Origin of the sequence: Stenotrophomonas bentonitica (genome assembly GCF_013185915.1) — a bacterium.
Classification (GTDB): domain Bacteria; phylum Pseudomonadota; class Gammaproteobacteria; order Xanthomonadales; family Xanthomonadaceae; genus Stenotrophomonas; species Stenotrophomonas bentonitica.
In genome coordinates, this window is the sequence record NZ_JAAZUH010000002.1 from 202,399 (window position 1) to 228,481 (window position 26,083).

The 26,083-nt window shown below is 67.7% G+C and carries 16 protein-coding genes; 11 read left to right on the top strand and 5 right to left on the bottom strand.

Annotation, left to right across the window (positions count from 1 at the left end; translation table 11 throughout):
* Positions 1-21: 21 nt before the first annotated feature.
* On the bottom strand, positions 22-897 hold the full coding sequence (locus tag HGB51_RS12065) for a PhzF family phenazine biosynthesis protein (protein ID WP_070206634.1): 876 nt from the start codon (positions 895-897) through the stop codon (positions 22-24).
* Positions 898-1,036: 139 nt separating this feature from the next.
* On the opposite strand from HGB51_RS12065, the gene HGB51_RS12070 reads away from it, so the two are divergent.
* The 4 genes from HGB51_RS12070 (at position 1,037) to HGB51_RS12085 (ending at position 7,312) form a co-directional block, all read left to right on the top strand.
* Positions 1,037-3,640 (top strand): bifunctional aspartate kinase/diaminopimelate decarboxylase, encoded by a 2,604-nt coding sequence (locus HGB51_RS12070; RefSeq protein WP_070206633.1) that lies wholly within the window; start codon positions 1,037-1,039, stop codon positions 3,638-3,640.
* Between the two features lie 41 nt (positions 3,641-3,681).
* Positions 3,682-5,037, top strand: coding sequence for a UDP-N-acetyl-alpha-D-muramoyl-L-alanyl-L-glutamate epimerase (gene murL, locus HGB51_RS12075; RefSeq protein WP_070206632.1), 1,356 nt, complete (start codon positions 3,682-3,684; stop codon positions 5,035-5,037).
* Positions 5,018-6,427: a UDP-N-acetylmuramoyl-L-alanine--D-glutamate ligase gene (gene murD, locus HGB51_RS12080; RefSeq protein ID WP_070206631.1), complete on the top strand. Its 1,410-nt coding sequence runs from the start codon at positions 5,018-5,020 to the stop codon at positions 6,425-6,427. Before murL ends, murD begins: the two co-directional genes overlap by 20 nt.
* Positions 6,428-6,517: 90 nt before the next feature.
* The gene (locus HGB51_RS12085) at positions 6,518-7,312 is read left to right on the top strand and encodes a dienelactone hydrolase family protein (RefSeq protein WP_070206630.1); all 795 of its coding nucleotides are present in this window, start codon (positions 6,518-6,520) and stop codon (positions 7,310-7,312) included.
* Between the two features lie 40 nt (positions 7,313-7,352).
* On the opposite strand, the gene HGB51_RS12090 is transcribed toward HGB51_RS12085, so the two are convergent.
* Positions 7,353-8,351 (bottom strand): polyprenyl synthetase family protein, encoded by a 999-nt coding sequence (locus HGB51_RS12090; protein ID WP_070206629.1) that lies wholly within the window; start codon positions 8,349-8,351, stop codon positions 7,353-7,355.
* A 169-nt stretch (positions 8,352-8,520) separates the two neighbouring features.
* On the opposite strand from HGB51_RS12090, the gene HGB51_RS12095 reads away from it, so the two are divergent.
* Entirely contained in the window at positions 8,521-10,134 is a 1,614-nt protein-coding gene (locus HGB51_RS12095) for an alpha-glucosidase family protein (RefSeq protein ID WP_070206628.1), read from the top strand.
* A gap of 195 nt (positions 10,135-10,329) precedes the next feature.
* Here the strand turns inward: HGB51_RS12095 and HGB51_RS12100 are convergent, their stop codons facing one another.
* Together HGB51_RS12100 and HGB51_RS12105 are read right to left on the bottom strand one after the other, a co-directional pair.
* Positions 10,330-13,089, bottom strand: coding sequence for a TonB-dependent receptor (locus tag HGB51_RS12100; RefSeq protein ID WP_070206627.1), 2,760 nt, complete (start codon positions 13,087-13,089; stop codon positions 10,330-10,332).
* Positions 13,090-13,256: 167 nt separating this feature from the next.
* Entirely contained in the window at positions 13,257-15,323 is a 2,067-nt protein-coding gene (locus HGB51_RS12105) for a glycoside hydrolase family 97 protein (RefSeq protein WP_070206626.1), read from the bottom strand.
* 234 nt (positions 15,324-15,557) lie between these two features.
* Here HGB51_RS12105 and HGB51_RS12110 point away from each other — a divergent pair, with 234 nt between their 5' ends.
* From HGB51_RS12110 to HGB51_RS12135, 6 genes are all read left to right on the top strand, one after another.
* Positions 15,558-17,750 carry a glucosidase family protein gene (locus tag HGB51_RS12110; protein ID WP_070206625.1) on the top strand — a complete coding sequence of 731 codons (2,193 nt, stop codon included), beginning with the start codon at positions 15,558-15,560 and terminating at the stop codon, positions 17,748-17,750.
* Positions 17,747-19,234, top strand: a complete 1,488-nt coding sequence (locus HGB51_RS12115; protein WP_070206624.1) for an MFS transporter — start codon at positions 17,747-17,749, stop codon at positions 19,232-19,234. Before HGB51_RS12110 ends, HGB51_RS12115 begins: the two co-directional genes overlap by 4 nt.
* Positions 19,234-20,952, top strand: coding sequence for an alpha-amylase family glycosyl hydrolase (locus HGB51_RS12120; protein ID WP_070206623.1), 1,719 nt, complete (start codon positions 19,234-19,236; stop codon positions 20,950-20,952). The genes HGB51_RS12115 and HGB51_RS12120 overlap by 1 nt, the downstream gene beginning before the upstream one ends.
* A 39-nt stretch (positions 20,953-20,991) precedes the next feature.
* Entirely contained in the window at positions 20,992-21,372 is a 381-nt protein-coding gene (locus HGB51_RS12125; RefSeq protein WP_070206622.1) for an SseB family protein, read from the top strand.
* Positions 21,373-21,514: 142 nt separating this feature from the next.
* Positions 21,515-23,014, top strand: coding sequence for a DUF7125 family protein (locus HGB51_RS12130; RefSeq protein ID WP_171966840.1), 1,500 nt, complete (start codon positions 21,515-21,517; stop codon positions 23,012-23,014).
* Positions 23,004-25,058, top strand: a complete 2,055-nt coding sequence (locus tag HGB51_RS12135) for a hybrid sensor histidine kinase/response regulator (RefSeq protein ID WP_070208955.1) — start codon at positions 23,004-23,006, stop codon at positions 25,056-25,058. Before HGB51_RS12130 ends, HGB51_RS12135 begins: the two co-directional genes overlap by 11 nt.
* Here the strand turns inward: HGB51_RS12135 and HGB51_RS12140 are convergent.
* Positions 25,018-26,076 carry a LacI family DNA-binding transcriptional regulator gene (locus HGB51_RS12140; protein WP_070208954.1) on the bottom strand — a complete coding sequence of 353 codons (1,059 nt, stop codon included), beginning with the start codon at positions 26,074-26,076 and terminating at the stop codon, positions 25,018-25,020. The genes HGB51_RS12135 and HGB51_RS12140 overlap by 41 nt on opposite strands.
* Between the last annotated feature and the right edge of the window lie 7 nt (positions 26,077-26,083).

A 26,083-nucleotide genomic window follows, 5' to 3' on the forward strand; every position in this document is an offset into this window, starting at 1 on the left:
CAGGACACGCGTGGCGTGTCTCTACCAGGTGATTGTCCCCTCGATTACGGTCTGCACCTGGCCGCCGGACCAGACCTCGCCGTCTGCATCCACATGCAGCGTCAGCCGCGCATCGTGGCCCACTTCGCGGCCCTGGCTGACCACGTAGTTTCCCCCGCGCCCGGGCAGCGCATCGCGGCTGTCCAGCCACGCCGCCAGCACGGCATTGGCCGCGCCCGAGGCGGCATCTTCAAAGCGCCGACCGTTGCCGACGAATGCGCGGACCGCCAGGTCGTAGTCGCCACCCGCAGCGCCTGCGTAGGCGAACACACCCATGCTGTCGGTGCTTTCGGCCAGTTCCGCTACCGCATCCCAGTCCGGCGACAGGGCGCGCAGCGCGGCTTCGTCGGCCAGCGCCACCACCCACCAGCTGCGGCCACCGGACATGCGCGCCGGCGGCAGGTCGCCCAGGGTCCAGCCCGCCAGCGCGGCCTGCAGGCGCGGGTCGCTGGCAGTGGTGACTTCCGCCACCGCCGCGCGCGGGGTGCGGATCGCGATGCTGCGCGCGGCGCCTTCGCCCACCACCCGCAAGGGCAGGGCACCGGCAATGCCGTCCTGTACCAGCACGCCATCCACCGGCGTGGCCAGGCCGGCGTCCAGCACCGCGTGTGCGGTGCCGACGCTGGGGTGGCCGGCGAACGGCACTTCCTTCTGCGGGCTGAACATGCGGATCCGGTAGCTGGCGCCGGCCGCCTGCGGGGCGAATACGAAGGTGGTTTCCGGCAGCCGGCTCCAGCGCGCAATCGCCTGCATGCGGGCGTCGTCGAGGCCTTCGGCGTCCAGCACCACGGCCAGCGGGTTGCCCGCGCCGGGATAGGGGGAGAACACGTCAAGCTGGAGGAAGCGGCGGGCAGTCATGGCAGGTCGGTCAGGCAGAACGGTCGGGCAGCTTAACAAGGCCGGCCGGGTCTGACGGGGGCGGCGCGTTGGCATAGAATCAGAGGTTCGGCCCGGCGTGCCGGGTCGATCCCCCCACTACCTACCCATTCCTACCTCCATGTCAGCTTCCCCCCTTGTCGATCGCTGGATCGTACTGAAGTTCGGCGGCACCTCCGTGTCGCGTCGTCACCGCTGGGACACGATCGGGAAGCTGGCGAAAAAACGTGCGGAAGAAACCGGCGCGCGCGTGCTGGTGGTGGTCTCGGCCCTGTCCGGGGTCACCAATGAACTGACCGCGATCGCCGATGGCGCCGCCGACAGCCGTGCCCGCGTGGACGCGCTGGTGGCGCGCCACCGCGAGTTCCTGGCCGAGCTGGCGCTGGACGCCGGCACGCTGGACGCGCGCCTGGCTGCACTGCAGGGCCTGCTGGACGACCCGCGTGCGGCCACCCGCCCGCTGGACTGGCAGGCCGACGTGCTTGGCCAGGGCGAGCTGCTGTCGTCCAGCATCGGCGCCGCGTACCTGCGCGCCGGCGGCCTGGATTTCGGCTGGATGGACGCGCGCGAGTGGCTGCAGGCACTGCCGCCGCAGCCCAACCAGAGCGACTGGTCGCAGCGCCTGTCGGTGAACTGCCAGTGGCGCTCGGACGCCGGGTGGGCCGCCGGTTTCCGCGCGCAGCCGACCCGCATGCTGATCACCCAGGGCTTCATCTCGCGGCATGCCGACGGCGGCACCGCCATCCTCGGCCGCGGCGGCTCGGATACCTCGGCGGCGTACTTCGGTGCGCTGCTCGGCGCCAGCCGGGTGGAAATCTGGACCGACGTGCCGGGCATGTTCAGCGCCAACCCGAAGGACGTGCCCGACGCGCGCCTGCTGACCCGCCTGGACTATTACGAAGCGCAGGAAATCGCCACCACCGGCGCCAAGGTGCTGCACCCGCGCTCGATCAAGCCGTGCCGCGACGCCGGCGTGCCGATGGCGATCCTGGACACCGAACGCCCGGAACTGCCGGGCACCAGCATCGACGGCAACGCCGCGCCGGTGCCCGGGGTGAAGGCGATCAGCCGCCGCAACGGCATCGTGCTGGTGTCGATGGAAGGCATCGGCATGTGGCAGCAGGTCGGCTTCCTGGCCGATGTGTTCGGCCTGTTCAAGAAGCACGGGTTGTCGGTCGACCTGATCGGTTCGGCCGAAACCAACGTGACCGTGTCGCTGGATCCGTCCGAGAACCTGGTCAACACGGACGTGCTGGCCGCGCTGTCGGCCGACCTGTCGCAGATCTGCAAGGTCAAGATCATCGTGCCGTGCGCGGCGATCACCCTGGTCGGGCGCGGCATGCGCTCGCTGCTGCACAAGCTGTCGGACGTGTGGGCGACCTTCGGGCGCGAGCGCGTGCACATGATTTCGCAGTCGTCCAACGACCTGAACCTGACCTTCGTGATCGACGAAGCCGACGCCGACGGCCTGCTGCCGATCCTGCACGCCGAGCTGATCGACAGCGGCGCGATGCCGGTGGAAGAGGGCGAGGTGTTCGGCCCGCGCTGGCGCGAGATCGCCGGCACCATCCGCCCGCGCGAAACCGCCTGGTGGCGGGGCCAGCGCGAGCACCTGCTGCACCTGGCCCAGGCCGGTACGCCGCGTTACGTGTACAACCTGGCCACGGTCCGCGCGCGTGCGCGGGCGCTGGCGGCGATCAAGCCGATCGACCAGCGTTACTACGCGATCAAGGCCAACAGCCACCCGGCCATCCTGGAACTGCTGGAGCAGGAAGGCTTCGGCCTGGAGTGCGTCTCGCACGGTGAGCTCAAGCATGTGTTCAACGTGCTGCCGACGCTGTCGCCGCGCCGGGTGCTGTTCACCCCCAGCTTCGCGCCGCGTGCGGAGTACGAAGCGGCGTTCGCGCTGGGCGTGACCGTGACCCTGGACAACGTGGAAGCGCTGCAGCGCTGGCCGGATCTGTTCCGCAACCGCGAGCTGTGGCTGCGCGTGGACCTGGGCCGTGGCGAAGGCCACCATGCCAAGGTCCGCACCGGCGGCAAGGACTCCAAGTTCGGCCTGCCGATCGCGCGCGTGGACGAGTTCGTGCGCCTGGCAACGGACCTGGGCACCCGCGTGGTCGGCCTGCACGCGCACCTGGGCAGCGGCGTGGAAACCGCGCAGCACTGGCGCCTGATGTGCGACGAACTGGCCGGCTTTGCGCGCCGCATCGGCAGCGTGGAAACCATCGACATCGGCGGTGGCCTGCCGATTCCCTACAGCGCCGATGACGAGCCGTTCGACCTGGACGCGTGGGCCGTGGGCCTGGCCGAGGTCAAGGCCGTGCACCCGGCGTTCCGCCTGGCGATCGAACCGGGCCGCTACCTGGTGGCGGAATCGGGCGTGCTGCTGACCACCGCCACGCAGGTGGTTGAAAAGGACGGCGTGCGCCGGGTCGGGCTGGATGCGGGCATGAACACGCTGATGCGCCCGGCGCTGTACGACGCCTGGCACGACATCGAAAACCTCAGCCGCCTGGGCGGGTACTCGGAGGCGATGTTCGACGTGGTCGGGCCGATCTGCGAGTCCAGCGACGTGTTCGGCAAGCGCCGCCGCCTGCCGGCCACCACCGCCCCGGATGACGTGATGCTGATCGCCGATGCCGGCGCCTACGGCTACGTCATGGCCAACACCTACAACCAGCGGGAGCTGCCGCGCGAGGACGTCATCGACGATGTTCCCTGAGCGCCGCCCGCTGTTTTCCCTCATGCCCCACCGGACCCACCATGACTGCTGCATTCGATAAACACCAGGTTGCCTGCTTCCGCTTCGTCCGCTGCGACCTTGCCGCGGACACCGGCGTGGCGCAGCTGGTCTACGCCTTCGACAACGGCCCGGAACTGGTCGAGACGGTCACCATTCCCGGTGCGCCGTTCGTGCTGGAAGGGGCCCGTGCCGAGGCGGTGCAGCGCGCGCTGCGCCTGCTGCACCTGATCGCCGGTGTCAGCTATTACAAGGCCGGCGTGCCGGAGCAGGTGCGGATCGACAGCTACACGGTCGACGCCGACACCGCTGCGCTGGTGGAAACGGTGTACCTCAACGGGCTGGGCGAATTCGCCTACCGCAACGGCCTGAACCTGCGCGGGCGGTTCCGCCTGCCGGTGGAAGGCGACGCGGTTGCCGCACCGGCGGTGGGCCTGCGCGAGCACGCGCTGGTGGCCATTGGCGGCGGCAAGGATTCGCTGGTCAGCATCGAAGCGCTGCGCACGCTGGGCATCGCCGAGACGGTGACCTGGATCGGCGGCTCGCAGCTGATCCGGGCCTGCGCCGAGCGCACCGGCCTGCCGATGCTCAACATCGGCCGCACGCTGGCGCCGGAGCTGTTCGAGCTCAACCGCCAGGGCGCCTGGAACGGGCATATCCCGGTGACCGCGGTGAACTCGGCGATCATGGTGCTGGCCGCGCTGCTGCAGGGCGTGGACCAGGTGGTGTTCTCCAACGAGCGCTCGGCCAGCTATGGCAGCCAGATCCCCGGCACCGGTGAAGTGAACCACCAGTGGTCGAAGGGCTGGGCGTTCGAGCAGGCCTTCGGCGAGCACCTGCAGCGCCACGTGGCCGCCGACCTGCAGTACTACTCGCTGCTGCGCCCGCTGTCGGAGCTGGCGGTGGCGCGGCAGTTCGCGAAAACCGATTTCTACGACGCGCACTTCTCCAGCTGCAACCGCAACTTCCACATCCTGGGCGAGCGCCCGGTGAACCGCTGGTGCGGGGTGTGCCCGAAGTGCCACTTCGTGTTCCTGGCGCTGGCCCCGTTCATGCCCAAGACCCGGTTGGTGCGCATCTTCGGTCGCAACCTGCTGGACGATCTGGAGCAGGCCGGCGGTTTCGACGCGCTGCTGGAGTTCCAGGACCACAAGCCGTTCGAGTGCGTGGGCGAAGGTCGCGAGTCGCGGGCGGCGATGGCGACCCTGGCCGCGCGCCCGGAATGGAACGAGGACGCGCTGGTGAAGCGCTTCATCCAAGAAATCCAACCGCAGCTGGACGGCGCCGAGCTGCAGATCGAACCGCTGCTGGTGCTGGAAGGCGAGCACCGCATTCCGGCGGCGATCTGGGAGCGCCTGCGTGCGAATTTCGCAGCTTGAGGGCAAGCGGGTCGCGCTATGGGGCTGGGGGCGCGAAGGACGTGCGGCGTTTTCGGTTCTTCGGCAACGCCTGCCCGCGCTTGAACTGACCCTGTTCTGCCCCGAGGCCGAGGCCGCCGCCGCGCGCGCCGAAGCCGGCAGCACGCTGCAGGTACGTTCGGACGTAAGCGGCGATTCGCTGGCCGGGTTCGAGGTGGTGATCAAGTCGCCGGGCATCAGCCCGTACGGCGAGGCTGCGCTGGCGGCCGCCGCGCGTGGCACGCAGTTCATCGGCGGCACCTCGCTGTGGTTTGCCGAACACGCGGCTGCCGACGGCACGGTGCGCGACACCGTGTGCGTGACCGGCACCAAGGGCAAGAGCACCACCACCTCTCTGCTGGCGCACCTGCTGCGCGCTTCGGGGGCGCGCACCGGGCTGGTCGGCAACATCGGCCTGCCGCTGCTGGAAGTGCTCGATCCGCAACCGGCGCCGGCGTACTGGGCGGTGGAGCTGTCCAGCTACCAGACCGGCGAAGTGGCGCGCAGCGGCGCGCACCCGCAGGTGGCGGTGGTGCTGAACCTGTTCCCCGAACACCTGGACTGGCACGGCAGCGAAGCGCGTTACATCCAGGACAAGCTGGCGCTGGTGACCGACGCGGCGCCGCGCATCGCCGTACTCAATGCGGCCGATCCGCACCTGGCCGGGTTGTCGTTGCCGCATAGCGAAGTGGTCTGGTTCAACCAGTCGCAGGGGTGGCACATGCGCGGCGAGATCGTGTATCGCGGCGACCAGGCGGTGTTCGACACCGCCAACACGCCGTTGCCGGGCCGCCACAACCGCGGCAACCTGTGCGCGGTGCTGGCCGCGCTGGAAGCGCTGGGCCTGGACGCGGTGGCACTGGCCCCGGCGGTGCAGGATTTCCGTCCGTTGCCCAACCGGTTGCAGACCATCGGCACGCGTGACGGCCTGCGTTTCGTCAACGATTCGATCAGCACCACTCCGCACGCCAGCCTGGCTGCGCTGGAGTGTTTCGCCGGCCAGCGCATCGCGCTGCTGGTGGGCGGACACGACCGGGGACTGGACTGGCAGGACTTCGTGGCGCACATGGCGCACGACGTGCCGCCGGTGGAGATCGTGACCATGGGCGCCAACGGCCCGCGCATCCACGCGCTGCTGCAGCCGCTGGCCGATGCCGGCCGGTTCGGCCTGCATGCGGCGGGGGACCTGGACGAAGCGGTGCGGCTGGCCTGCGCCGCGCTGGGCGGGCAGGGCGGGGTGGTGTTGATGTCGCCGGGTGCGCCGAGTTTCGGGGTGTACCGGGATTACGTCGCCCGTGGCCGACATTTCGCCGAACTGGCCGGGTTCGACCCGGACCAGATCACCGCGATCCCGGGGATCGGGATCGCCTGATACGGCACCGCGAAGCCACGCAGGGCGTGGCTCTACCGGGCGTCACATCGCATGTGGTTTCATGTTCCTTTCCCCGAACGGAGCAGGCGCATGAAGCAGCAATGGCGGTGGGGTGCGGCACTGGTGCTGGGCATGACCGCGTTGCCGGCGATGGCCGCGATGCAGGCCAAGCCGGTCGAATGGCAGCATGAAGGCACCACCTTCAGCGGCGTGCTGGTCTACGACGACGAAGACAACGACAAGCGCCCCGGCCTGGTGATGGTGCCGAACTGGAAGGGCGTGAACGACTCGGCCATCGCCAAGGCCAAGCAGCTGGCCGGCGACGACTACGTGGTGCTGGTGGCCGACGTGTACGGCAAGGGCGTGCGCCCGAAGACCGATGCCGAGGCGGGCCCGATTGCCACCAAACTGCGCAACGACCGCCCGGTGCTGCGCGCGCGCGCGCTGAAGGCGCTGGACGTGCTGAAGGCCCAGGCCGGCAGCGCACCGCTGGATGCGACGAAGATCGGCGCGGTGGGCTTCTGCTTCGGTGGCACCACGGTGCTGGAACTGGCCCGCGCCGGTGCACCGCTGGCGGGCGTGGTCAGCCTGCATGGCGCGTTGAGCGCGCCGGTGCCGGCCAAGGCGGGGGACACGCACCCGTCGGTGCTGGTGCTCAACGGGGCCGACGACAAGAGCGTCAGTGCGGAAGACATCGCCGGCTTCCAGCAGGAAATGAACGCGGCAAAGGTGGATTGGGAATTCACCAACTACAGCGGCGCGGTGCACTGCTTCGCCGAAGCCGACGCCAACAGCCCGCCGGGCTGCGTGTACAACGAGCGCGCGGCGAAGCGGGCGTGGAAGAGCCTGGATTCGTTCTTCGAAGGCCTGTTCGACAAGCGATAATCGCAGACCGAGGTGCCGGGCTCTGCCCGGCACCTCGACCTCAATGCGAGCGCTGCACCGCGTAGCGGGCCAACCCGCGCAATGCGGACACTGCGTCGTTGTCGGCCAGGCCGTCCAGCGCACGCTCGGCGGCCTCGGCGTATTCCTCGGCACGCTTGCGGCTGTACTCCAGACCGCCGGTGGCATGGATCGCCGCCAGGACGTCCGGCATCGCCCCGGCGTCGCCGTTCTGCACGATCTCACGCAGGCGCTCACGGGTAGCCGCATCGGAATGGGCCATGGCGTGGATCAGCGGCAGGGTGGCCTTGCCCTCGGCGAGGTCGTCGCCCAGGTTCTTGCCCAGCTCGTCGGCATTGGCCGAATAGTCCAGCACGTCGTCGGCAATCTGGAACGCGTAGCCCAGGTGCATGCCGTAGTCGTACAGCGCCTGCTGGGTGGCCGCGTCCACGCCGCTGGCCAGCGCGCCCAGTCGGGTCCCGGCGGCAAACAGCACCGCGGTCTTGCGCTCGATCACGCGCAGGTAGGCGGCTTCGTCCGTATCCGGGTTATGCACGTGCAGCAGCTGCAGCACCTCGCCTTCGGCGATCCGGTTGGTGGTGTCGGCCAGGATCTGCATGACCGGCATGCGGTCCAGTTCCACCATCAGCTGGAAGCTGCGCGAGTACAGGAAGTCGCCCACCAGCACGCTGGGCGCATTGCCCCACAATGCATTGGCGGTGCTGCGGCCACGCCGCAGGCTGGACTCGTCGACCACGTCGTCGTGCAGCAGGGTCGAGGTGTGGATGAACTCGATGATCGCCGCCAGCTGGTGGTGCTCCGGGCCGGCCTGGCCGACCGCGTGGCCGGCCAGCATCACCAGCATCGGCCGCAGGCGCTTGCCCCCGGCGGAGATGATGTGGTCGGCGATCTGGTTGATCAGCACGACATCCGAAGACAGTCGGCGGCGGATCAGTGCGTCCACGGCGGCCATGTCGGGCGCGGCGAGCGACTGGATCTGGGGCAGGCCCAGCGCGGGGCGGGTGTCTTCGATGGTGGTCATGCGGTCTGACTTTCAGGCTTGGGCGGAATTATAGGCGGTGCGGACGTATTCCGCCCGCGAAGGCGTCCGGCGGCCGGGGAGGGCGTGAATACGTATGCATGTGGCGCCACCGCCAAGGGCCCCCCGCTAAGCTTGTCGGGTACGTTCTGGCCCGGAGGGGGGCCCCTCGATGTCGCAGACTCCATGGTGGCGCGGTGCCGTCATCTATCAGATTTACCCGCGCAGTTTCCTCGATGCCAACGGTGACGGCGTGGGCGACCTGCCCGGCATCATCGAGCGCCTGGACTACGTGGCTTCGCTGGGCGTGGACGCGATCTGGATCTCGCCGTTCTTCACCTCGCCGATGGCCGACTTCGGCTACGACATCGCCGACCACCGCGACGTGGACCCGCTGTTCGGCACCCTGGCCGACTTCGACCGGCTGCTGGCCAAGGCGCATGCGCTGGGCCTGAAGGTGATGATCGACCAGGTGTTCAGCCATACCTCGATCGAGCACGCCTGGTTCCGCGAGAGCCGCCAGGACCGCACCAATCCCAAGGCGGACTGGTACGTGTGGGCCGACCCGCGCGAGGACGGCACCCCGCCCAACAACTGGATGTCGATCTTCGGCGGCGTGGCCTGGCAGTGGGAGCCACGCCGCGAGCAGTACTTCCTGCACAACTTCCTGGCCGACCAGCCGGACCTGGACTTCCACAACCCGGCGGTGCAGCAGGCGACCCTGGATTACGTGAAGTTCTGGCTGGATCGCGGCGTGGACGGTTTCCGCCTGGATTCGATCAACTTCTGCTTCCACGACCAGGAACTGCGCGACAACCCGGCCAAGCCGCTGGAGAAGCGCCTGGGCCGTGGCTTCAGCGCGGACAATCCGTACGCCTACCAGTACCACTACTACAACAACACCCGGCCGGAAAACCTGCCGTTCATCGAGCGCCTGCGCGGGCTGCTGGACCAGTACCCGGGTGCGGTCAGCCTGGGCGAGATCTCCGCCGAGGACTCGCTGGCGACCACCGCCGAGTACACCGCGCCGGGCCGCCTGCACATGGGCTACAGCTTCGAGCTGCTGGTGAAGGACTACAGCGCCGCCTACATCCGCGACACCGTGTCGCGGCTGGAAGCGACCATGACCGAAGGCTGGCCGTGCTGGGCGATCTCCAACCACGACGTGGAGCGCGCGGTGACCCGCTGGGGCGGCCACCCGGCGCAGCCGCGCCTGGCCCGCCTGCTGGTGGCGGTGCTGTGCTCGCTGCGCGGTTCGATCTGCCTGTACCAGGGCGAAGAGCTGGGCCTGGGCGAGGCCGACGTGCCGTTCGAGGCGTTGCAGGATCCGTATGGCATCACCTTCTGGCCGAACTTCAAGGGCCGCGACGGGTGCCGCACGCCGATGCCGTGGCTGGACGCGCCGCTGGCGGGGTTCACCACCGGTACGCCGTGGCTGCCGATCCCGCAGGACCACCAGGTTCGTGCGGTGGCGGTGCAGGAGCATGACCCGCATTCGGTGCTGAACGCCTTCCGCCAGTTCCTGGCCTGGCGCCGGACCATGCCGACGTTGCTGCTGGGCGACATCCGTTTCCTGGAGACCGCCGAGCCGGTGCTGATGTTCGAGCGCACGCATGGGGAGGAGACCCTGCTGCTGGCGTTCAACCTGTCGGCTGAAGCCACCACGGTGGCGTTGCCGGAAGGGCAGTGGCACGCGTTGCACGTGCCGGGTCCGGATGCAGGCCAGGCGGAAGGTACGCAGCTGCAGCTGCCGGCCCAGGCGATGTACTGCGCACGTCGCAGCTGATTCACGATTTCCGGTGGTATTGAAGGGCGGAACCGCAAGGTTCCGCCCTTTTTTTCGCGCGTTCGAATGCAGCCACGCAGGGCGTGGCTCTACCGTGCCGGGTGGTAGAGCCACGCCCTGCGTGGCTGCGCGACCCGCCCAACAAAAAACCCGCTGCTCGCGCAGCGGGTTTTCCGTATATCACTACCGCAGGGATCAGAACTTGTAGTTCACACCCAGCATGTAGGTCCGGCCCCACTCGATGTACTCCAGCGGACGGTCCTTGGTGCCCGCATAGGTGCGGTACGGCTCGTTGGTCAGGTTGCTGCCCTGCAGCAGCAGGGTCAGTCCGTGCAGGCTGCTGCTGTCGGCGAAGGTGTAGCTGACCTGCGCGTCGGTCACGTTCTCGCCGACCACGTAACGCAGGGTGCGGTTGCCGTTGAAGTTGCCGATTTCACCGATGAAGTCCGAACGACGGCGCTGGCTCACGCGTGCTTCGAAGCCATTGCGCTCGAAGTAGGCGGTGAAGTTGTACACGCGCTCGGACAGGCCCGGCAGGCTGATCGGATCGCTACCCACGCTGGAGGCGCTTTCCGGGTCCAGGATCTTGATGTCGCTGTCGTTGAAGGTGGCGCTGGCCTGCACGCCGAAACCACGCAGCGGCTCGGCGATCATTTCCAGCGGGAACGAAGCGGTCAGTTCCAGGCCACGCAGGGTGCCGCCTTCGCCGTTCTGCGGCGCCGAGAACGTACCGATGGTCTGCACCGGCGCAATCATCCCCGGCGGCGGCACGTAGTTGGCCAGCAGGTTGCTGAAGTCGTAGTCGTCCACCGACTGGGTGTAGACGTAGCTCTTCAGGTCCTTGTAGAACACCGCAGCCGCCACGTACGCCTTCTCGCCGAAGTACTTTTCGTACGAGAGGTCGATGGCGTTTGCGCGCCACGGATCCAGCAGCGGGTTGCCGCCACTGCCGCCCGGCTTGCCGGTGGCGGTGTCCACGCCGAACTCCAGGCCGGCGCGCATCTGGTCCACGCGCGGACGCGCCACCTGCTTTGCCACTGCGAAGCGCAGGGTCTGCTGGTGCGGGAACATGAAGGCCAGGTTCAAGCTCGGCAGCCAGTCGGTGTAGGTCTTGCCTTCGTCGATCGGCAGCACTTCCTGGCCGGCCGGGCGCGAGCGGTCGAAGTAGTTCGACTGCGAGCTCTGGTCGGTGCGGATCATCTGCACGCCCACGTTGCCGCGCACGCCCACTTCACCGATATCGGTGTTGATGTTGGCACGCACCCACGCGGTGGTGGTCTTTTCCTGCACCACCCACGACTTCGGAATCAGGTAGTCCAGGTTGGTGACCGGGTTGAACACCATGTAGCGGTCGACCGCGGCCGGCACGTTCCAGGCCGGGATGTAGCCGATGCCGGCAAAGCCCAGGTTGACCGGACGGTACTGAAGGTCGCTGCCGACGTTGGCGTCGCCCTGCGCACCGAGCAGGATGTTGCCTTCGGCCTGGGTCTTTTCCTTGCGGCGGTCCGCGTAGTTCACGCCCACGTCCACGTCCTGGAACCAGGACAGCGCCTCGGGCATGTTGAACGTGCCCTGCAGGCGTGCACCCTTCAGGCGGTCTTCCACCTGCGGCACCTTGCCGTAGCCCGAGCCGTAGATGGTGTTGGTCAGGTACAGGGCTTCGGGATTGGAGTAGTCCAGGCCCGGGCGGATCTGCGAGAAGCCATCGCCATTGACGGTCAGGCCGATGGTGTCCAGCTGCGGCATCGGGGTGAGCTGCAGGTTGTTCTCCAGGTTCAGCTCGTCGCGGGTGGCCTTGGAGTAGTTCACGTCGGCGGTCAGCTTGAAGCTGTCGAAGGTCAGCTCGTTGTTCCAGCCGAACGCATCGATCTTGTCTTCGCGCTTGTTGTACATGCCGCGCACCAGCGGGTACACGCCGCTGGCGGTGCCACCGGTGAAGGTACCGTTGCCGTTGACCTGCGGGTTGCTGATGAACAGGCCCGGGCTGTAGCCGCCGTTGTAGTTGCTGAGGTTGACCTCGAACTGGTTGGCGGTGTCGATCTGCTCGGCTTCGGTGTGGAACAGGTCCAGCGTGCTGGTCCACGTGTTCGACGGGCGGAACTGCACGGTGGCCATGTAGCCGTCGCGCTTGGCGTTGCCGGTACGGCGCAGCGCCTTGATGCCGTCGGAGAACGCGGTGCCCGGCGCAACACCCGGGCGGTTGCCCTGGTCGGTCTGCTCGGTGGTCCACGGCTCGTACAGGCCGACCTGGTTTTCCTGGATCGGGTTGTCGCTGTGCGCGTAACCGATCGCCAGGCCCCAGGTGTTGTCGGCGAACTGGTCGATGTAGCTGGCGCTGAAGCGGTTGCCGAAGGCGTCCACGTTGGCGGCCTTGCCCAGCGAGTTCTTCGAGTAGCGGCCGCTCAGTGCGATCACGCGTTCGCTGAAGGCCAGCGGGCGCACGGTCTGCATGTCGATGGTACCGGACAGGCCCTGGCCGACCAGCGCCGCGTCGGGGGTCTTGTACACGGTCACGCCGTTGACCAGTTCGGACGGGTACTGGTCGAATTCGACGCTGCGGTTGTCGCCGGTGCTGACCACTTCACGCCCGTTGAGCAGGGTGGTGGCGAAGTCCGGGGACAGGCCGCGCACGCTGATCACCTGGGCACGGCCGGCCACGCGCTGTGCGGCCAGGCCGGGCAGGCGGGCCAGCGACTCGGCGATGCTGACATCCGGCAGCTTGCCGATGTCTTCGGCCGAGATCACTTCGACCACCGAGGTGGCGTCCTGCTTGATCTGGATGGCGTTTTCGATGCCGCGGCGGATGCCGGTGACCTGCACGGTGTCCAGGTCGGTGGCGGCGGTACCGGCCGGCGGCGCGGTGCTCGACGTGGTGGTGGACTGCGCCGACGCCAACAGCGGCGTCAGGGCGACGGCCAGCGCGATACTCAGCGCGCTGCGCTTGCGATTCAACATTTTCCCCTCCCAGGCAATGTTGCCAAACATGTTGTGATCAACGGCGATGCGTTGCCGCAGGTGTCATGGCGCGGTGGCCGTTGACTGCGTGGCTATGGTAGGCAGCGCGCCTCCGGCGTGAATCACCCTGCATACGTATTCAATGGATATGCAGGGATTGAAACCGGTTACATCGGGCTGAACCGGATGGCTTGACCGCCGCCCGGTGCCAGCACGATGGTCAGGGTGTCGGCGCTGGTCACCTCGCGGGTTTCGCGCGCGAATGCGAACGGGTTGCGCTGGTAATCGGCGCCCTCTCCATCGCGGTAGATCTCGGCGCGGTAGCGCACGCCCGGCTCCAGGAACGACAGCGGTACCGGCAGCGCGCGGCCGTGTTCGTCGGTGATGCTGCCCAGGAACCAGTCGCGGCTGTTGCGGTCCTTGCGGGCGATGGTCACGTAGTCGCCGACTTCCCCATCCAGCACCCGGGTGTCATCCCAGTCCACCGCCACGTCTTCGATGAACTGGAACGCCTCGCGGTGCTGTTCATAGTGTTCAGGCAGGTCCGCGGCCATCTGGATCGGGCTGTAGATCACCACGTACAGCGCCAGCTGGCGGGCCAGGGTGCTCGGAATGGCCTGTCCGTGGCGGCCCTTCAGGCTGAGGATGCCCGGGGTGTAGTCCATCGGCCCGGACAGCATGCGGGTGAATACCAGGTTGACCTCGTGCTCGGGCGGGTTCGGCGGCTGGCCCCAGGCGTTGTATTCCATGCCGCGGGCACCTTCGCGCGAGATCCAATTGGGGTAGGTGCGGCGCAGGCCGGTGTCCTTGATCGGCTCATGCGGGTTCACCGCGATGTGCCGCTTCGCCGCTTCCTGCACGACCTTCAGGTGATGGCGCGCCATGAACTGCCCGTCGTGCCACTCGCGCCACAGCGGGCCGCCGGCCGGGTTGCGCCGGTCGACCTGGCCGTCGTCGCAGACATAGCCGCTCTTGAACGAGTCCACGCCCAGCCGTGCATACAGGTCCAGCGCCGCGCCGAGCTGGTCTTCGTAATGCTCGATCGCACAGCCGGTTTCATGGTGGCCGATCAGGTGCACGCCCTTTTTCGCCCCGTAGGCCGACAGCGCGTCGATGTCGAAGTCGGGGGTGGCCCGGGTGAAGTCGAAGTCGTAGCCATTGCCGACCCAGTTGCCGTCCCAGCCCGGGTTCCAGCCTTCCACCAGCACGCCGCGGAAGCCGTGCTTCGCGGCAAAGTCGATCACCTTCTTCGTCTTGGCCGTGGTCGCGGCATGCTTCGGACCGGTCGCCCAGCTCTCCTGGTCCAGGTGCATCGACCACCACACGCCCAGGTACTTGGACGGTTTGACCCAGCTCACATCGCCCAGCACGTTGGGCTCGTTGAGGTTGAGGATCAGGTTGGACTCGACCAGGCCGCCGGCCTGGTCGCTGATCTGCAGGGTGCGCCACGGCGTGCTGAAGGGCAGGGTGCGGCGCACCTTCCAGCCTTCGGCCGACGGCGACAGCTGCGCACGCAGGCGCTGGCCGTCGGTACGGCGCAGCCACATGCCGGCGTAGTCGACCAACGCGGCTTCATGGATCGCCACGTGCAGCCCGTCGCGGCTGCGCAGGGTCAGCGGGGTGTGTGCCAGCGGCACCTGGTCCAGCGGGGTGCGCTGGTACAGGTATTCGTAATGGATCGGCTCGCCGGCGGGGATCCACCACGCGGTCGACTCGGGCGCGATCGCGAACTCGGTCAGCTCGTCGTCGATGATCGCCTCGCGCAGGCCCGGCTGTTGCGGGAAGTGGTAGCGGAAGCCCAGGCCGTCGTCGTAGACGCGGAACACCACGTCCAGCAGGCGCTTGGCGCCACTGCGCTCGCCCAGCTGCACGGTCACTTCGTTGTAGTGGTTGCGCACGCTGCGGCGTTCGCCCCACGGTTGTTCCCAGGTGTCGTCGACACTGCGCGTGTCCTGCCCCAGCACTTCCAGGTCGCGGTCGAGGCGGCCGTCGCGCAGCTGGAAGCCCAGCTTCGACTCGGCCACCACGGTCTGGCCCAGCCGCTCGACCCGGTAGCTCGGGTTGCCACCGTCGAGCTGCAGCGACACCTTCAGCACCTTGCCGGGTGAACTGGCACTGGCCACGGTGACCGGCTCGGCCTGCGCAGCCACCGCGCAGAACAGCAACGACATGGCCAGCCAGGCCAGCGGACGGGGCGCACGCAACGCGCGCGGCAACGCAACAACCAAAGGCATTTCCCCTCCCAGGGCAGCCGGAACCTGCCCCGGACTATAGCCACGCGGTCCGCCGCATCACCGCGCCAGGCCATGAATACGTATGCAAGCGGGCGGCAACCGGCGTGTCTCGCCTACCATGCAGGCAGGCACCCTGGGAGGGGGCCGCGAGGACAGCGCTCCGGCGCTGTTGAACCACACCGCGTGCAAGAAGGGAGGAAGGCAGACGGGCAAACGCCGGTCGGCCGCTTTTCGATGCTGAAGACGATCTGCCTGACCGCTGCCCTTGGGGCGGCGCTGTTGTCCACCGCTGCTGCGGCGGACCTCACCTTCGATGGCCGCAGTGCGCGCGCCAGCGTCGCCGCCGATGGCAGCTTCACGCTGCTGTCCGATGGCACGCCGGTGGCGATCGCCGCCCAGCCGATGCGCAGCCAGACCGGCAGCGTGATGTTCGACGCCCTGTTCGCGCTGGCCCAGCAGGAAATGGCGGCCAACCGCGTGGACGCGATCCGCGATCCCGCCTTCAACTTCGGCAAGCCAGTTAACTGCGAGTGCTTCGAGACCGGCGCGCGCTGGCCGTATGTGTGGACGCGCGATGTGAGCTTTGCGGCTGACCTGGCGCTGGCCCGGCTGGATCCGGTGCGTACCCGCCAGTCGTTGCAGTTCAAACTCTCCAAAGCCCGCGACGGACATACCCCCGGCCTGTTCGTGGCCCAGGACACCGGCTCGGGCGGCAGCTGGCCGATCAGCAGCGACCGCGTGGTGTGGTTCCTGGCCGCGCGCGACCTGCACGACAACGCCGCGTTCACCGAGCAGACCTGGCAGGCCCTGCAGGCCACGCTGGCGCAGGACCGCGCGATGGTGTTCGACCCGCGCACCGGCCTGTACCGGGGCGAGACCTCGTTCCTGGACTGGCGCGAGCAGACCTACCCGGACTGGACCCGCGAGGACGTGCGCTTCATCGGCGACTCGTTCGCGCTGTCCACCAACGTGCTGCACTACCAGGCGCTGCGCCTGGCCGAGCGCTTCGCACGCGAGCGCGGCGACGGTCGCGCCACAGAGTACGCCGCGTGGGCCGATGCCCTGGCCACGCAGATCGACGCGCGCTTCTGGCGCGAAGACGCCGGCATGTACATGAGCTACATCGGCGAAGCCGCGCATCCGGTGCCCTACGCCAAGTACGACCTGCTCGGCATTTCGCTGGGCGTGCTGGCCGAGGTGTTCCCGGCCGACCGTGCACGCCGCGCGCTGGCCAACTACCCGTATGTAGAGGGCGGCAGCCCGGTGGTATGGCCGCAGGAAGCGCAGCAGCCGATCTACCACAACCGCGCGGTGTGGCCGTTCGTCAGCGGCTACTCGCTGCGCGCCGCCCGCAAGGTGGGCGATGCCATCCGCATCCAGCGCGAGATCGAATCGCTGATGCGCGGCAGCGCGCTGGCCGGTTCGAACATGGAGAATTACGAGATGCGCACCCTCGCGGTGCACGTCGACGAAGGCGCGCTGAGCGGCCCGGTGGTCAATTCCCCCCGTCAGCTGTGGTCGGTAGCGGGTTATCTCTCCATGGTGCTGGAAGGCGTGTTCGGCGTAGGGGCCGACGGCAGCGTGACGCCCCAACTGCCGACGGCCCTGGTCCCGCAGCTGTTCGGCACCCGCACCAGCATCCAACTCAACGACGGCACGACCACCTATGTTCTCCAGCGCCCCGAGAGGCTGGAAGGCACCCTGCTGGTCGCCGAGAGCGTGAAGCGCAACGCCAACACGGTCACCGTGAAACTGCGTAGCGACACGCCACGCGTGTCCCACGCATCCCCCACCGAAACCAACCTCTTCGCCCCACCCACACCAAAGGCTCCGGTGCTGGTCGCCCAAGCGGACAACGCCTGGGTCGCCACCATCCCCGCCAACCATCTCCTCTGGCAGGACGGCAAACAGGTACCCGGTGCCACCACCTACACGTTGACCGACGACGGCTATCGCCACTGCTTCACACTCACCCGTCGCGAAGGTGCGTTGGAATCCCTGCACAGCCCCATGACCTGCGTCGGCCCGCAGCACACCCTGGCCGGCGCCACCCACTGGACCTGGTCCGCACCCGCGCCCACCCGCGTCCGCCTGCGCCTGCGCTACGACAACCCCAACGGCCCGATCAACACCGGCGTCACCGCCGCGGTGAAGCAGCTGGCCGTGCAATGCAGCGGCCAGCCGCCGCAGCGCGCCACCGTGGTGATGCCACACAGCGTCGGGCTTCAGGACTCCACCGCCGCCGAATTCGACCTGCCCAAGGGCAGCTGCACGTTCACCCTGGAACCGGGCTTCAACATGAGCGCACTGGAACACTTCGCCCAGTACAACGGCGGCAAGGGCGGGCGCGACGGCGTGCTCAATGCGGCCAACGTCAGCGCGCTGCTGCTCGCGCCCGTTGCCGGCGACGTGGAGGCCGCACGATGAGCCGTCCCGCCAAGCCCACACTGTCGTTCTGGCAGATCTGGAACATGTGCTTCGGCTTCCTCGGCATCCAGTTCGGCTTCGCCCTGCAGAACGCCAATGCCAGCCGCATCTTCGAAACCCTGGGCGCGCCGATGGACGCGGTGCCCGGGCTGTGGATCGCCGCGCCGCTGACCGGCCTGCTGGTGCAGCCGATCATCGGCTATCTGTCCGACCGCACCTGGACCCGCTGGGGCCGACGTCGTCCGTACTTCATGATCGGCGCGGTACTCACCACGCTGGCCTTGCTGGTGATGCCGAACTCGCCGACGCTGTGGATCGCCGCCGGCACGCTGTGGGTACTGGACGCGTCGATAAACGTCTCGATGGAACCGTTCCGCGCCTTCGTCGGCGACAAACTGGCCCCGCGCCAGCGCCCCACCGGCTACGCGATGCAGAGCTTCTTCATCGGCGTGGGCGCCATCGTTGCCAGCTTCCTGCCGTTCATCCTGGCCCACTTCGGCGTGGCCAACACCGCCCCGGCGGGCGAGATGCCGCCCACCGTGCGCTACGCGTTCTACTTCGGCGCCGTCGTGCTGCTGGCCTCGATCGCCTGGACCGTGTTCAGCACCCGCGAGTATTCGCCGGCCGAGTTGGCCAGCTTCGATGACGCCGAACCGCCGGCGGTGCATCAGTCCGCGCCGCTGGCCGGGCCACCGCCGCTGCTGCAGATCGGGGCGTGGATCGTGCTCGGACTGGCCCTGGCCGCCGCCATCGCCTGGCGCGACGGCGACAAGATGCTCTACGTACTGGCCGGGCTGTGCATGGGCTACGGCCTGCTGCTGGGCGTGGCGCGGGTACTGCCCGGCCCGCACATGCTGGCCACCATCGTCGGCGACCTGCGCAGCATGCCGCGTACCATGCGCCGGCTGGCGTGGGTGCAGTTCTTCTCGTGGTTCGCACTGTTCGCGATGTGGATATACACCACCGCGGCCGTGGCCGGCACCCACTTCGGTTCCACCGATCCGGCGTCGGCCGCATACAACGAAGGCGCCAACTGGGTGGGCGTGCTGTTCGGTGCCTACAACGGCTTTGCCGCGCTGGCCGCGTTGCTGATCCCGCTGATGGTGCGCTGGATGGGCCTGCGCCTGAGCCACCTGGTCAACCTGTGGCTGGGCGGCCTGGGACTGATTTCGCTGATGCTGATCGACGACCCGAAGTGGCTGCTGCTGTCGATGGTCGGCGTTGGTTTCGCCTGGGCCTCGATCCTGTCGCTGCCGTACGCGCTGCTGTCCGACAGTGTGCCGGCGGCCAAGATGGGCGTGTACATGGGCCTGTTCAATTTCTTCATCGTCATTCCGCAGCTGGTTGCGGCCAGCGCGCTTGGTTTCATGCTGCGCCTGTGGCTGGGCGGTGACCCGATGCACGTGCTGGCGCTGGGAGGCGCCAGCCTGCTGATCGCCGGGCTGTGCGTGCTGCGTGTTCCGTCCCACCAGGAGGTTGTCTGATGCTGTGCCGTTCGCGTTTGTCGCTGGGTCTTTGCTTCGCCCTGATGGCCGGCAGTGCCGTTGCCGCGCCGCGCCCGGAGTACGTGGGTACGCTGGAGCCGTTCGCCAGCGACGCGGTCTACTTCGTGGTCACCGACCGTTTCGTCAACGGCGACCCGTCCAATGACCACCGCGACCAGGGCGGCAAGCACCCCACCTTCGACATTCCGGTGCCATGCCCTGACAAGGTGGACGGCAACATCGGCTACCTGGGCGGCGACTTCCGCGGCGTGCTCGACAACGCGGACTACATCCGCAACCTCGGCTTTGGCGCGGTCTGGATCACCCCGATCATCGACAACCCAGACGAAGCCTTCACCGGCAGCAAGCCGATCAGCTGCACCAGCACCCTGACCGACCGCGGCAAGACCGGCTACCACGGTTACTGGGGAATCAACTTCTACACGCTCGACGAACACCTGCCCAGCAAGGACCTGGATTTCGCCGGACTGACACGTGGCCTGCACGACGCAAAGCTCAAGGTTGTGCTGGACATCGTCGGCAACCACGGCTCCCCGGCATGGACCATGCCGGTCAGGCAGCCGCAGTTCGGCCAGATCTTCGACAAGGACGGCAAGCTCATCGCCGACCACGAGAACCTGCCGCCGCAGCAGCTGGACCCCAAGCACAATCCGCTGCACGCCTTCTACAACAACATCGGTCCGGTCGATTCGGCCAAGGGCTCGATCTTCGACGGCAACCTGGCCGAGCTGGGCGACTTCAACCAGGACAATCCGGCGGTGATGGACTACCTGGTCGGCGCCTACCTGCAGTGGACCGCGCAGGGCGTGGATGCGCTGCGCATCGACACCATCGGCTGGCTGCCGCATCCGTGGTGGAACGAATTCGTCAAGCGCATCCGCGCCGAGCACCCGGGCATGTTCATGTTCGGCGAAGCGTTCGACTATGACGCGGCGAAAATCGCCGAGCACACCTGGCCGGCCAATGCGAACGTGAGCGTGCTCGACTTCCCGCTGCGGGGCGCGATGTCCAGCGTGTTCGGCAAGGAGCAGAAGGGCTTCGAGGCGCTGGCCGAGCCGCTGCACCTGGTCGGCGGGCCCTATGCCAACCCGTACGAGCTGATGAGCTTCTACGACAACCATGACATGGCGCGGCTGGATGCCACCGACGACGGCTTCATCGACGCGCACAACTGGCTGTTCACCGCGCGCGGCATTCCGGTGCTGTACTACGGCTCGGAAACCGGATTCATGCGCAGCCGCGCCGAACACGCCGGCAACCGTGCCTACTTCGGCCAGCCGCGCGTGGACGCCGCGCCGCAGAGCCCGATCTTCGGGCCGCTGCAGCGCATTGCCAAGCTGCGTGAAGCCACCCCAGCGCTGCAGCGCGGGCTGCAGGTCAACGAGCGCCTGCAGGGCGACGAAGCGGTGTTCTTCCGCGTGCTGCAGCATGGCGACACCGCGCAGACCGCGCTGGTGCTGCTGAACAAGGGCGACAGCGCGCGCAGCATTGAAGTGAGCCGGTACCTGCAGGCAGGCAGCTGGCGCGATGCGCTGGGGCAGGGGAGCGTGACGGTGAAGAGCAGCCTGAAGGCCGAGGTGCCCGCGCACGGGGTGAAGGTGTATCTGCTGGACGCCCCGATCAAGCAGAAGGCGCTCGAAGCCGAGCTGGGCCGCGCGATGGCGGACCAGGCAGCCCGCACGCAGCGCCTCCGGTAGAGCCGGCCCCTGGCCGGCTGCACCGGGTAAAATGGCGAAATGACCGATCTCGCCCCCCAGAATCCTCTCGAAACCCTGCTCAAGTCCGCCATGGACGGGCAGGTTCCGCTCAAGGCCTTCATGCAGGCCTTCATGGCGTCGGAGGTGGTGCTGCTGACCGGCAGCCTGGTCACGGCCGATGGCAGCGGTTTCGACCCGCTGCTGTTCGCCATCAACGATGTGGTGCATGTGGCGGTGTTCACTGACGCGGCGCGCGTGGGCGATTACCCGCAGGAGGCGCCGCACATCATCCGCATGCGCATGCTCGAGGTACTCAAGCGTGTACCCGGTGGCTACGGCGTAGTGGTCAACCCGGGCACCTCGCTGGGCCTGGAGCTTTCCTGGCAGGGCATCCAGGAAATCCTCAGGGACTTCGCCTGAGCAGCGCGGTGGTGTGCACGTCGACATCACGTTGACGTGCATGAACACGCCCTCAGCGTGACGCGCTGTAGAGAACGCGATCACACAATCCCTACACAGAACCGGTTGCTAGACTCCTCCCCGTCAAACAGGGCGGACCTTCATGCAGACACAGTCTTCGCGCGTCACTACCGGTGTGCAGGGCCTCGACACCATCCTCAGCGGCGGCCTGCCGCAGGGGCGCCTGTACCTGTTGGAGGGGCCGCCCGGTTCGGGCAAGACCACGCTGTCGCTGCAGTACCTGCTGCAGGGCCTGAAGAACGGTGAGCGGTGCCTGTACGTCACGCTCTCTGAAACCGCAGAAGAACTGCGCGAAGTGGCCAGCGCGCACAACTGGTCGTTGGAGGGGCTGCACCTGTTCGAGCTCGGCTCGGCGGAAGATGCACTCGGCAACGGACGCCTGCAGTCGGTGCTGCATTCGTGGGAAGTGGAGCTGGATGAAACGGTCAAATTGATCCTTGCCGAAGTGGAGCGCGTGCGCCCGAGCCGGGTGGTGTTCGATTCGCTGTCCGAGCTGCGCCTGCTGGCCCAGGATTCGCTGCGTTACCGACGCCAGATCCTTGCGCTCAAGCAGTACTTCGCGCCACAGAGCATCACCGTGTTCCTGGTCGATGACCTGACCTCTGGCGCCGACGACCGCGACGGCCAGCTGCACAGCCTGTGCCATGGCGTGATCTCGCTGGAGCGGCTGACCCTGGATTTCGGCGCCGCGCGCCGCCGCCTGCAGGTGCAGAAGCTGCGCGGCGTGAACTTCATTGCCGGTTACCACGACATGGCGATCCGCACGGGTGGGCTGGAAGTCTTTCCGCGCCTCATCGCATCCGACCACCATGCCGAGTTCGGCGAGGAAGTGCTGGCCAGCGGCGTGGCCGAGATCGACAACCTGCTCGGCGGCGGCCCATTGCGCGGCACCAGCACGCTGCTGACCGGCCCGGCCGGCTGCGGCAAGACCAACGTAGCGTTGCAGTACGTCTGGGCCGCCTGCGAGCGCGGCGAGAAGTGCTGCATCTTCGAATTCGACGAGCGCATCGGCACGCTGCTCATCCGGGCCAAGGCGCTGGGCATCGACCTGCAGCCGCACGTGGCGTCCGGTTGCCTTGAGATCCTGCAGATTGATCCGGCCGAAGTGTCTCCCGGTGAGTTTTCCTGGAACGTGCAGAAGGCGGTCGAAGATCGCGGCTGCAGCGTGCTGGTCATCGACAGCCTCAATGGCTATGTGGCGGCCATGCCACAAGAGAAGCAGCTGATGCTGCAGCTGCATGAAATGCTCTCGTACCTCAACCAGAAGGGCGTGGCCACCTTCCTGATCAATCCGCAGGCCGGGTTGGTCGGCAGCATGAACACCGGCGCCCTCAACGTCTCCTACATTGCCGACGCGGTGATCCTGTTCCGCTTCTTCGAAGCGCAGGGGCGCATCCGCAAGGCGATCTCGGTGATCAAGAACCGCGGCGGCGCCCACGAAGACACCATCCGCGAGCTCAAGATCAACCGCGACGGCATTGCGTTGAGCGGGCCGCTGAAGGAATTCAAGGGCATTCTCACCGGCACCCCGGAGTTCGTGGGCGACTCGGCATCGCTGCTGAGTCATCCGTATGCAGGATGATTGCCGTGGCGGCATCGTCCACATCGTGGCTCCGTTCGGTCGCGATGCAGTCAGCATGGCGTCGGTGCTGGCCACCGCCGGGCTGAGCACGCGCGTTTCCGCCAGTCTGGAAGCGCTGGCAGCGGCGCTCGACGAACAGGCGGGCGTGGTCCTGATTACCGAGGAAGCGGTGGCCACCGGTACCGGCGTGCTGGCGGCGGCGCTCGACGACCAGCCAACCTGGTCGGACCTGCCGGTGATCCTGCTGCGCTCGCCACGCGCCCATCGTCGTTCGCCATTCGACACGCTCCTGCCCAAGACCATCAACGTGGTCGAGCTGGACCGCCCGCTGGGCGGCATTTCGCTGCTCAGCGCCGTGCAGGGCGCGTTGCGCGCCCGCCAGAAGCAGTTCCAGGTGCGCGACCAGATGCGCGCACTCGCTGACAGCCGCAGCGCGCTCCAGCGCAGCGAATCGGAGCTGCGCCTGATCGCCGATGCGATGCCGGTACTGATCGCCTTCGTCGACCGTTCCATGCATTACCGCTTTGCCAACAAGGCCTACGAGACCTGGTTCGACCTGCCCGTGGGCGAGGTGATCGGCAGGCACATCAGCGACGTGGTCGGTGTGCGTGTGTGGGAAGAGCGCCTGCCGATCATGGAGCGCGTGCTGGCCGGTGAAGAACAGTTGTTCGAGATCAGCTGGCCCACCGCCGACGGCCGGCGCCGGGACTGCGAAGTCCGGTATTCGCCGCGTGTGGCGGCTGCGGGCATGGTCGATGGTTTCCACGTGTTTGTTACCGACATCACGGTGACCAAGCGGGCGCTGGAGGCCAGCCAGCAGCACGCCGTCGAGCTGGAAACGGTGGTCGCCGAGCGCACCCGCGAGCTGGAAGCGCAGATGGCGGCGCGCGAAGCCAGCGAGGCCGCGCTGCGCCAGTCGCAGAAAATGGAGGCCATCGGCCAGCTCACCGGCGGCATCGCGCACGACTTCAACAACATGCTGACCGGCATCCTGTCGGCGCTGGACATCGTGCGCATGCGCCTGGAAATGGGTCGGGTGGACGACCTCGAGCGCTTCCTGGACGCGGCCACCACCTCCAGCCAGCGCGCAGCAGCCCTGACCCAGCGCCTGCTGGCGTTCTCCCGGCGGCAGTCGCTGGACGCACGCCCGGTGGACGTCAATACGCTGGTCGAAGCAATGCAGCCCCTGCTGCGCAGCTCGTTGGGTGAAAGCGTGCGCATCACCACCGATGTGTCCGCCGAGCCGCTGCATGCCGCGCTGGACAGCAATCAGTTCGAAAGCGCCCTTTTGAACCTGGCCATCAATGCGCGCGATGCGATGCCCAGCGGCGGCGAGCTGGCCCTGCGCGCGTACGCGCTGCAGCTGGCCGAGGGCGCGCGTGCCACCGTGCCTGCCGGTCACTACGCGGTGGTGGCGGTGTCCGATACCGGCACCGGCATGCCGCCGGAAGTGGTGGAGCGCGCTTTCGAGCCCTTTTTCACCACCAAGCCGATCGGCAAGGGCACGGGCCTGGGCATGTCGATGGTGTATGGCTTCATGCAGCAGTCCGGCGGCCATATCGACATCGAATCGACGCCGGGGCAGGGCACCACCATTTCGCTGTACATCCCGCTGGCCGACGCGGCGGCAGACGCCGGGGTGGTGCAGGTGCCCGCGCAGGTGGCCAAAGGCCACGGCCAGTCGATCCTGGTGGTGGAGGACGATCCGCAGGTCCGCATGCTGGTCACCGTGGTGCTGGAAGACCTGGGCTACGCGGTGGCGGTGGTTGGCGACGCCGATGGCGCCATTCCGATCCTGTCCTCGGCCCGGCATATCGACCTGCTGGTCACCGATGTCGGGCTGCCCGGCCTCAATGGACGGCAGCTGGCGGAGATCGCCCGGCAGTCCCGCCCGGGGCTCCCGGTGTTGTTCATGACCGGCTATGCGGAGAAAGCGCAGGAGCGCGCCGCGTTCCTGGACGAGGGCATGAGCATGATCGCCAAGCCGTTCCCGCTGGACGCGTTCAGCGATGCGGTACGGGAAGCGCTTGCGCCAGCCGGATAGACGACTCGCGCAGCACCAGTTTCACTGGAATGGTCTGGCTTTCCACCGGCTCGCCCTGGATCAACGCCAGCAGCCGTTCCACCAGCAGCTGCCCGGCCTGCTTGGTGTCTTGCTGCACGGTGGACAGGGTCGGCGAGATCGAGGCCGCCAGCGGGATATCGTCGAAACCGACCAGCGCCACGTCCTGCGGGACGCGCAGGCTGTGCTCGCGCAGGGCGCGCAAAGCGCCGATGGCGATCAGGTCGCTGGCCGCGAACACCGCATCGATGGCTGCACCGTCGGCCAGCAGCGCCTGGCAAGCGTCGTAGCCGGACTGTTCGGTTGTGATCGCATCGAACTGCAGGGCGGGCTCGGCGGCCACCCCGCGTGCTGCCATGGCTGCAACGTGGCCGCGATAGCGCTCCTCGAACTCCGGGTAATGGCTGGAGGCGTGGCCGACAAAGGCGATGCGCCGGCAGCCCTGGTCCAGCAGGTGGGCGGTGATGTCGAAACCGCCCTGGAAGTTGTCGCAGCCGATCGACACCCCCGGCTGGTCCGGCAGCGCCGCGCCCCAGCGCACGAAGTGGGTGCCCTGTTCGACCAGCCGCTGCAGCCGCTCGCGCGACTCGTGGTAGTCGCCATAGCCGAGCAGGATGATGCCGTCGGCCTTGTTGCTGTCCTCGTAATCGGCCTGCCAGTCGGTGGACAGCTGCTGGAACGACACCAGCAGGTCGTAGCCGCGCAGCGCGCAGGCCCGGGTGATCGAGCCCAGCATGGCGTGGAAGAACGGGTTGATCAGCGAATCGTCGTTGGTCGGGTCTTCGAAGAACAGCAGGGCCAGCGTGCCGGCATTGCGCAGGCGCAGGCTGGAGGCGTTCTTGTCCACCTTGTAGTTCAGCTCCCGGGCGATCCGCAGGATCCGCTCCCGGGTCTCCGGGTTGACCATCGGGCTGCCCCGCAGCGCCCGCGACACGGTCGGCTGGGACACCCCGGCGAGGTGGGCGATGTCCAGGGAGGTGGCTTTGCCGCGGATGGTCATGGAGGGC

Bases quoted from the DNA above. Each gene is read 5' to 3' on its own strand.
- HGB51_RS12065 (WP_070206634.1), bottom strand. From the start codon at position 897: ATGACTGCCCGCCGCTTCCTCCAGCTTGACGTGTTCTCCCCCTATCCC.
- HGB51_RS12070 (WP_070206633.1), top strand. From the start codon at position 1,037: ATGTCAGCTTCCCCCCTTGTCGATCGCTGGATCGTACTGAAGTTCGGC.
- murL (WP_070206632.1), top strand. From the start codon at position 3,682: ATGACTGCTGCATTCGATAAACACCAGGTTGCCTGCTTCCGCTTCGTC.
- HGB51_RS12085 (WP_070206630.1), top strand. From the start codon at position 6,518: ATGAAGCAGCAATGGCGGTGGGGTGCGGCACTGGTGCTGGGCATGACC.
- HGB51_RS12090 (WP_070206629.1), bottom strand. From the start codon at position 8,351: ATGACCACCATCGAAGACACCCGCCCCGCGCTGGGCCTGCCCCAGATC.
- HGB51_RS12095 (WP_070206628.1), top strand. From the start codon at position 8,521: ATGTCGCAGACTCCATGGTGGCGCGGTGCCGTCATCTATCAGATTTAC.
- HGB51_RS12100 (WP_070206627.1), bottom strand. From the start codon at position 13,089: ATGTTGAATCGCAAGCGCAGCGCGCTGAGTATCGCGCTGGCCGTCGCC.
- HGB51_RS12105 (WP_070206626.1), bottom strand. From the start codon at position 15,323: ATGCCTTTGGTTGTTGCGTTGCCGCGCGCGTTGCGTGCGCCCCGTCCG.
- HGB51_RS12110 (WP_070206625.1), top strand. From the start codon at position 15,558: ATGCTGAAGACGATCTGCCTGACCGCTGCCCTTGGGGCGGCGCTGTTG.
- HGB51_RS12115 (WP_070206624.1), top strand. From the start codon at position 17,747: ATGAGCCGTCCCGCCAAGCCCACACTGTCGTTCTGGCAGATCTGGAAC.
- HGB51_RS12120 (WP_070206623.1), top strand. From the start codon at position 19,234: ATGCTGTGCCGTTCGCGTTTGTCGCTGGGTCTTTGCTTCGCCCTGATG.
- HGB51_RS12125 (WP_070206622.1), top strand. From the start codon at position 20,992: ATGACCGATCTCGCCCCCCAGAATCCTCTCGAAACCCTGCTCAAGTCC.
- HGB51_RS12130 (WP_171966840.1), top strand. From the start codon at position 21,515: ATGCAGACACAGTCTTCGCGCGTCACTACCGGTGTGCAGGGCCTCGAC.
- HGB51_RS12135 (WP_070208955.1), top strand. From the start codon at position 23,004: ATGCAGGATGATTGCCGTGGCGGCATCGTCCACATCGTGGCTCCGTTC.
- HGB51_RS12140 (WP_070208954.1), bottom strand. From the start codon at position 26,076: ATGACCATCCGCGGCAAAGCCACCTCCCTGGACATCGCCCACCTCGCC.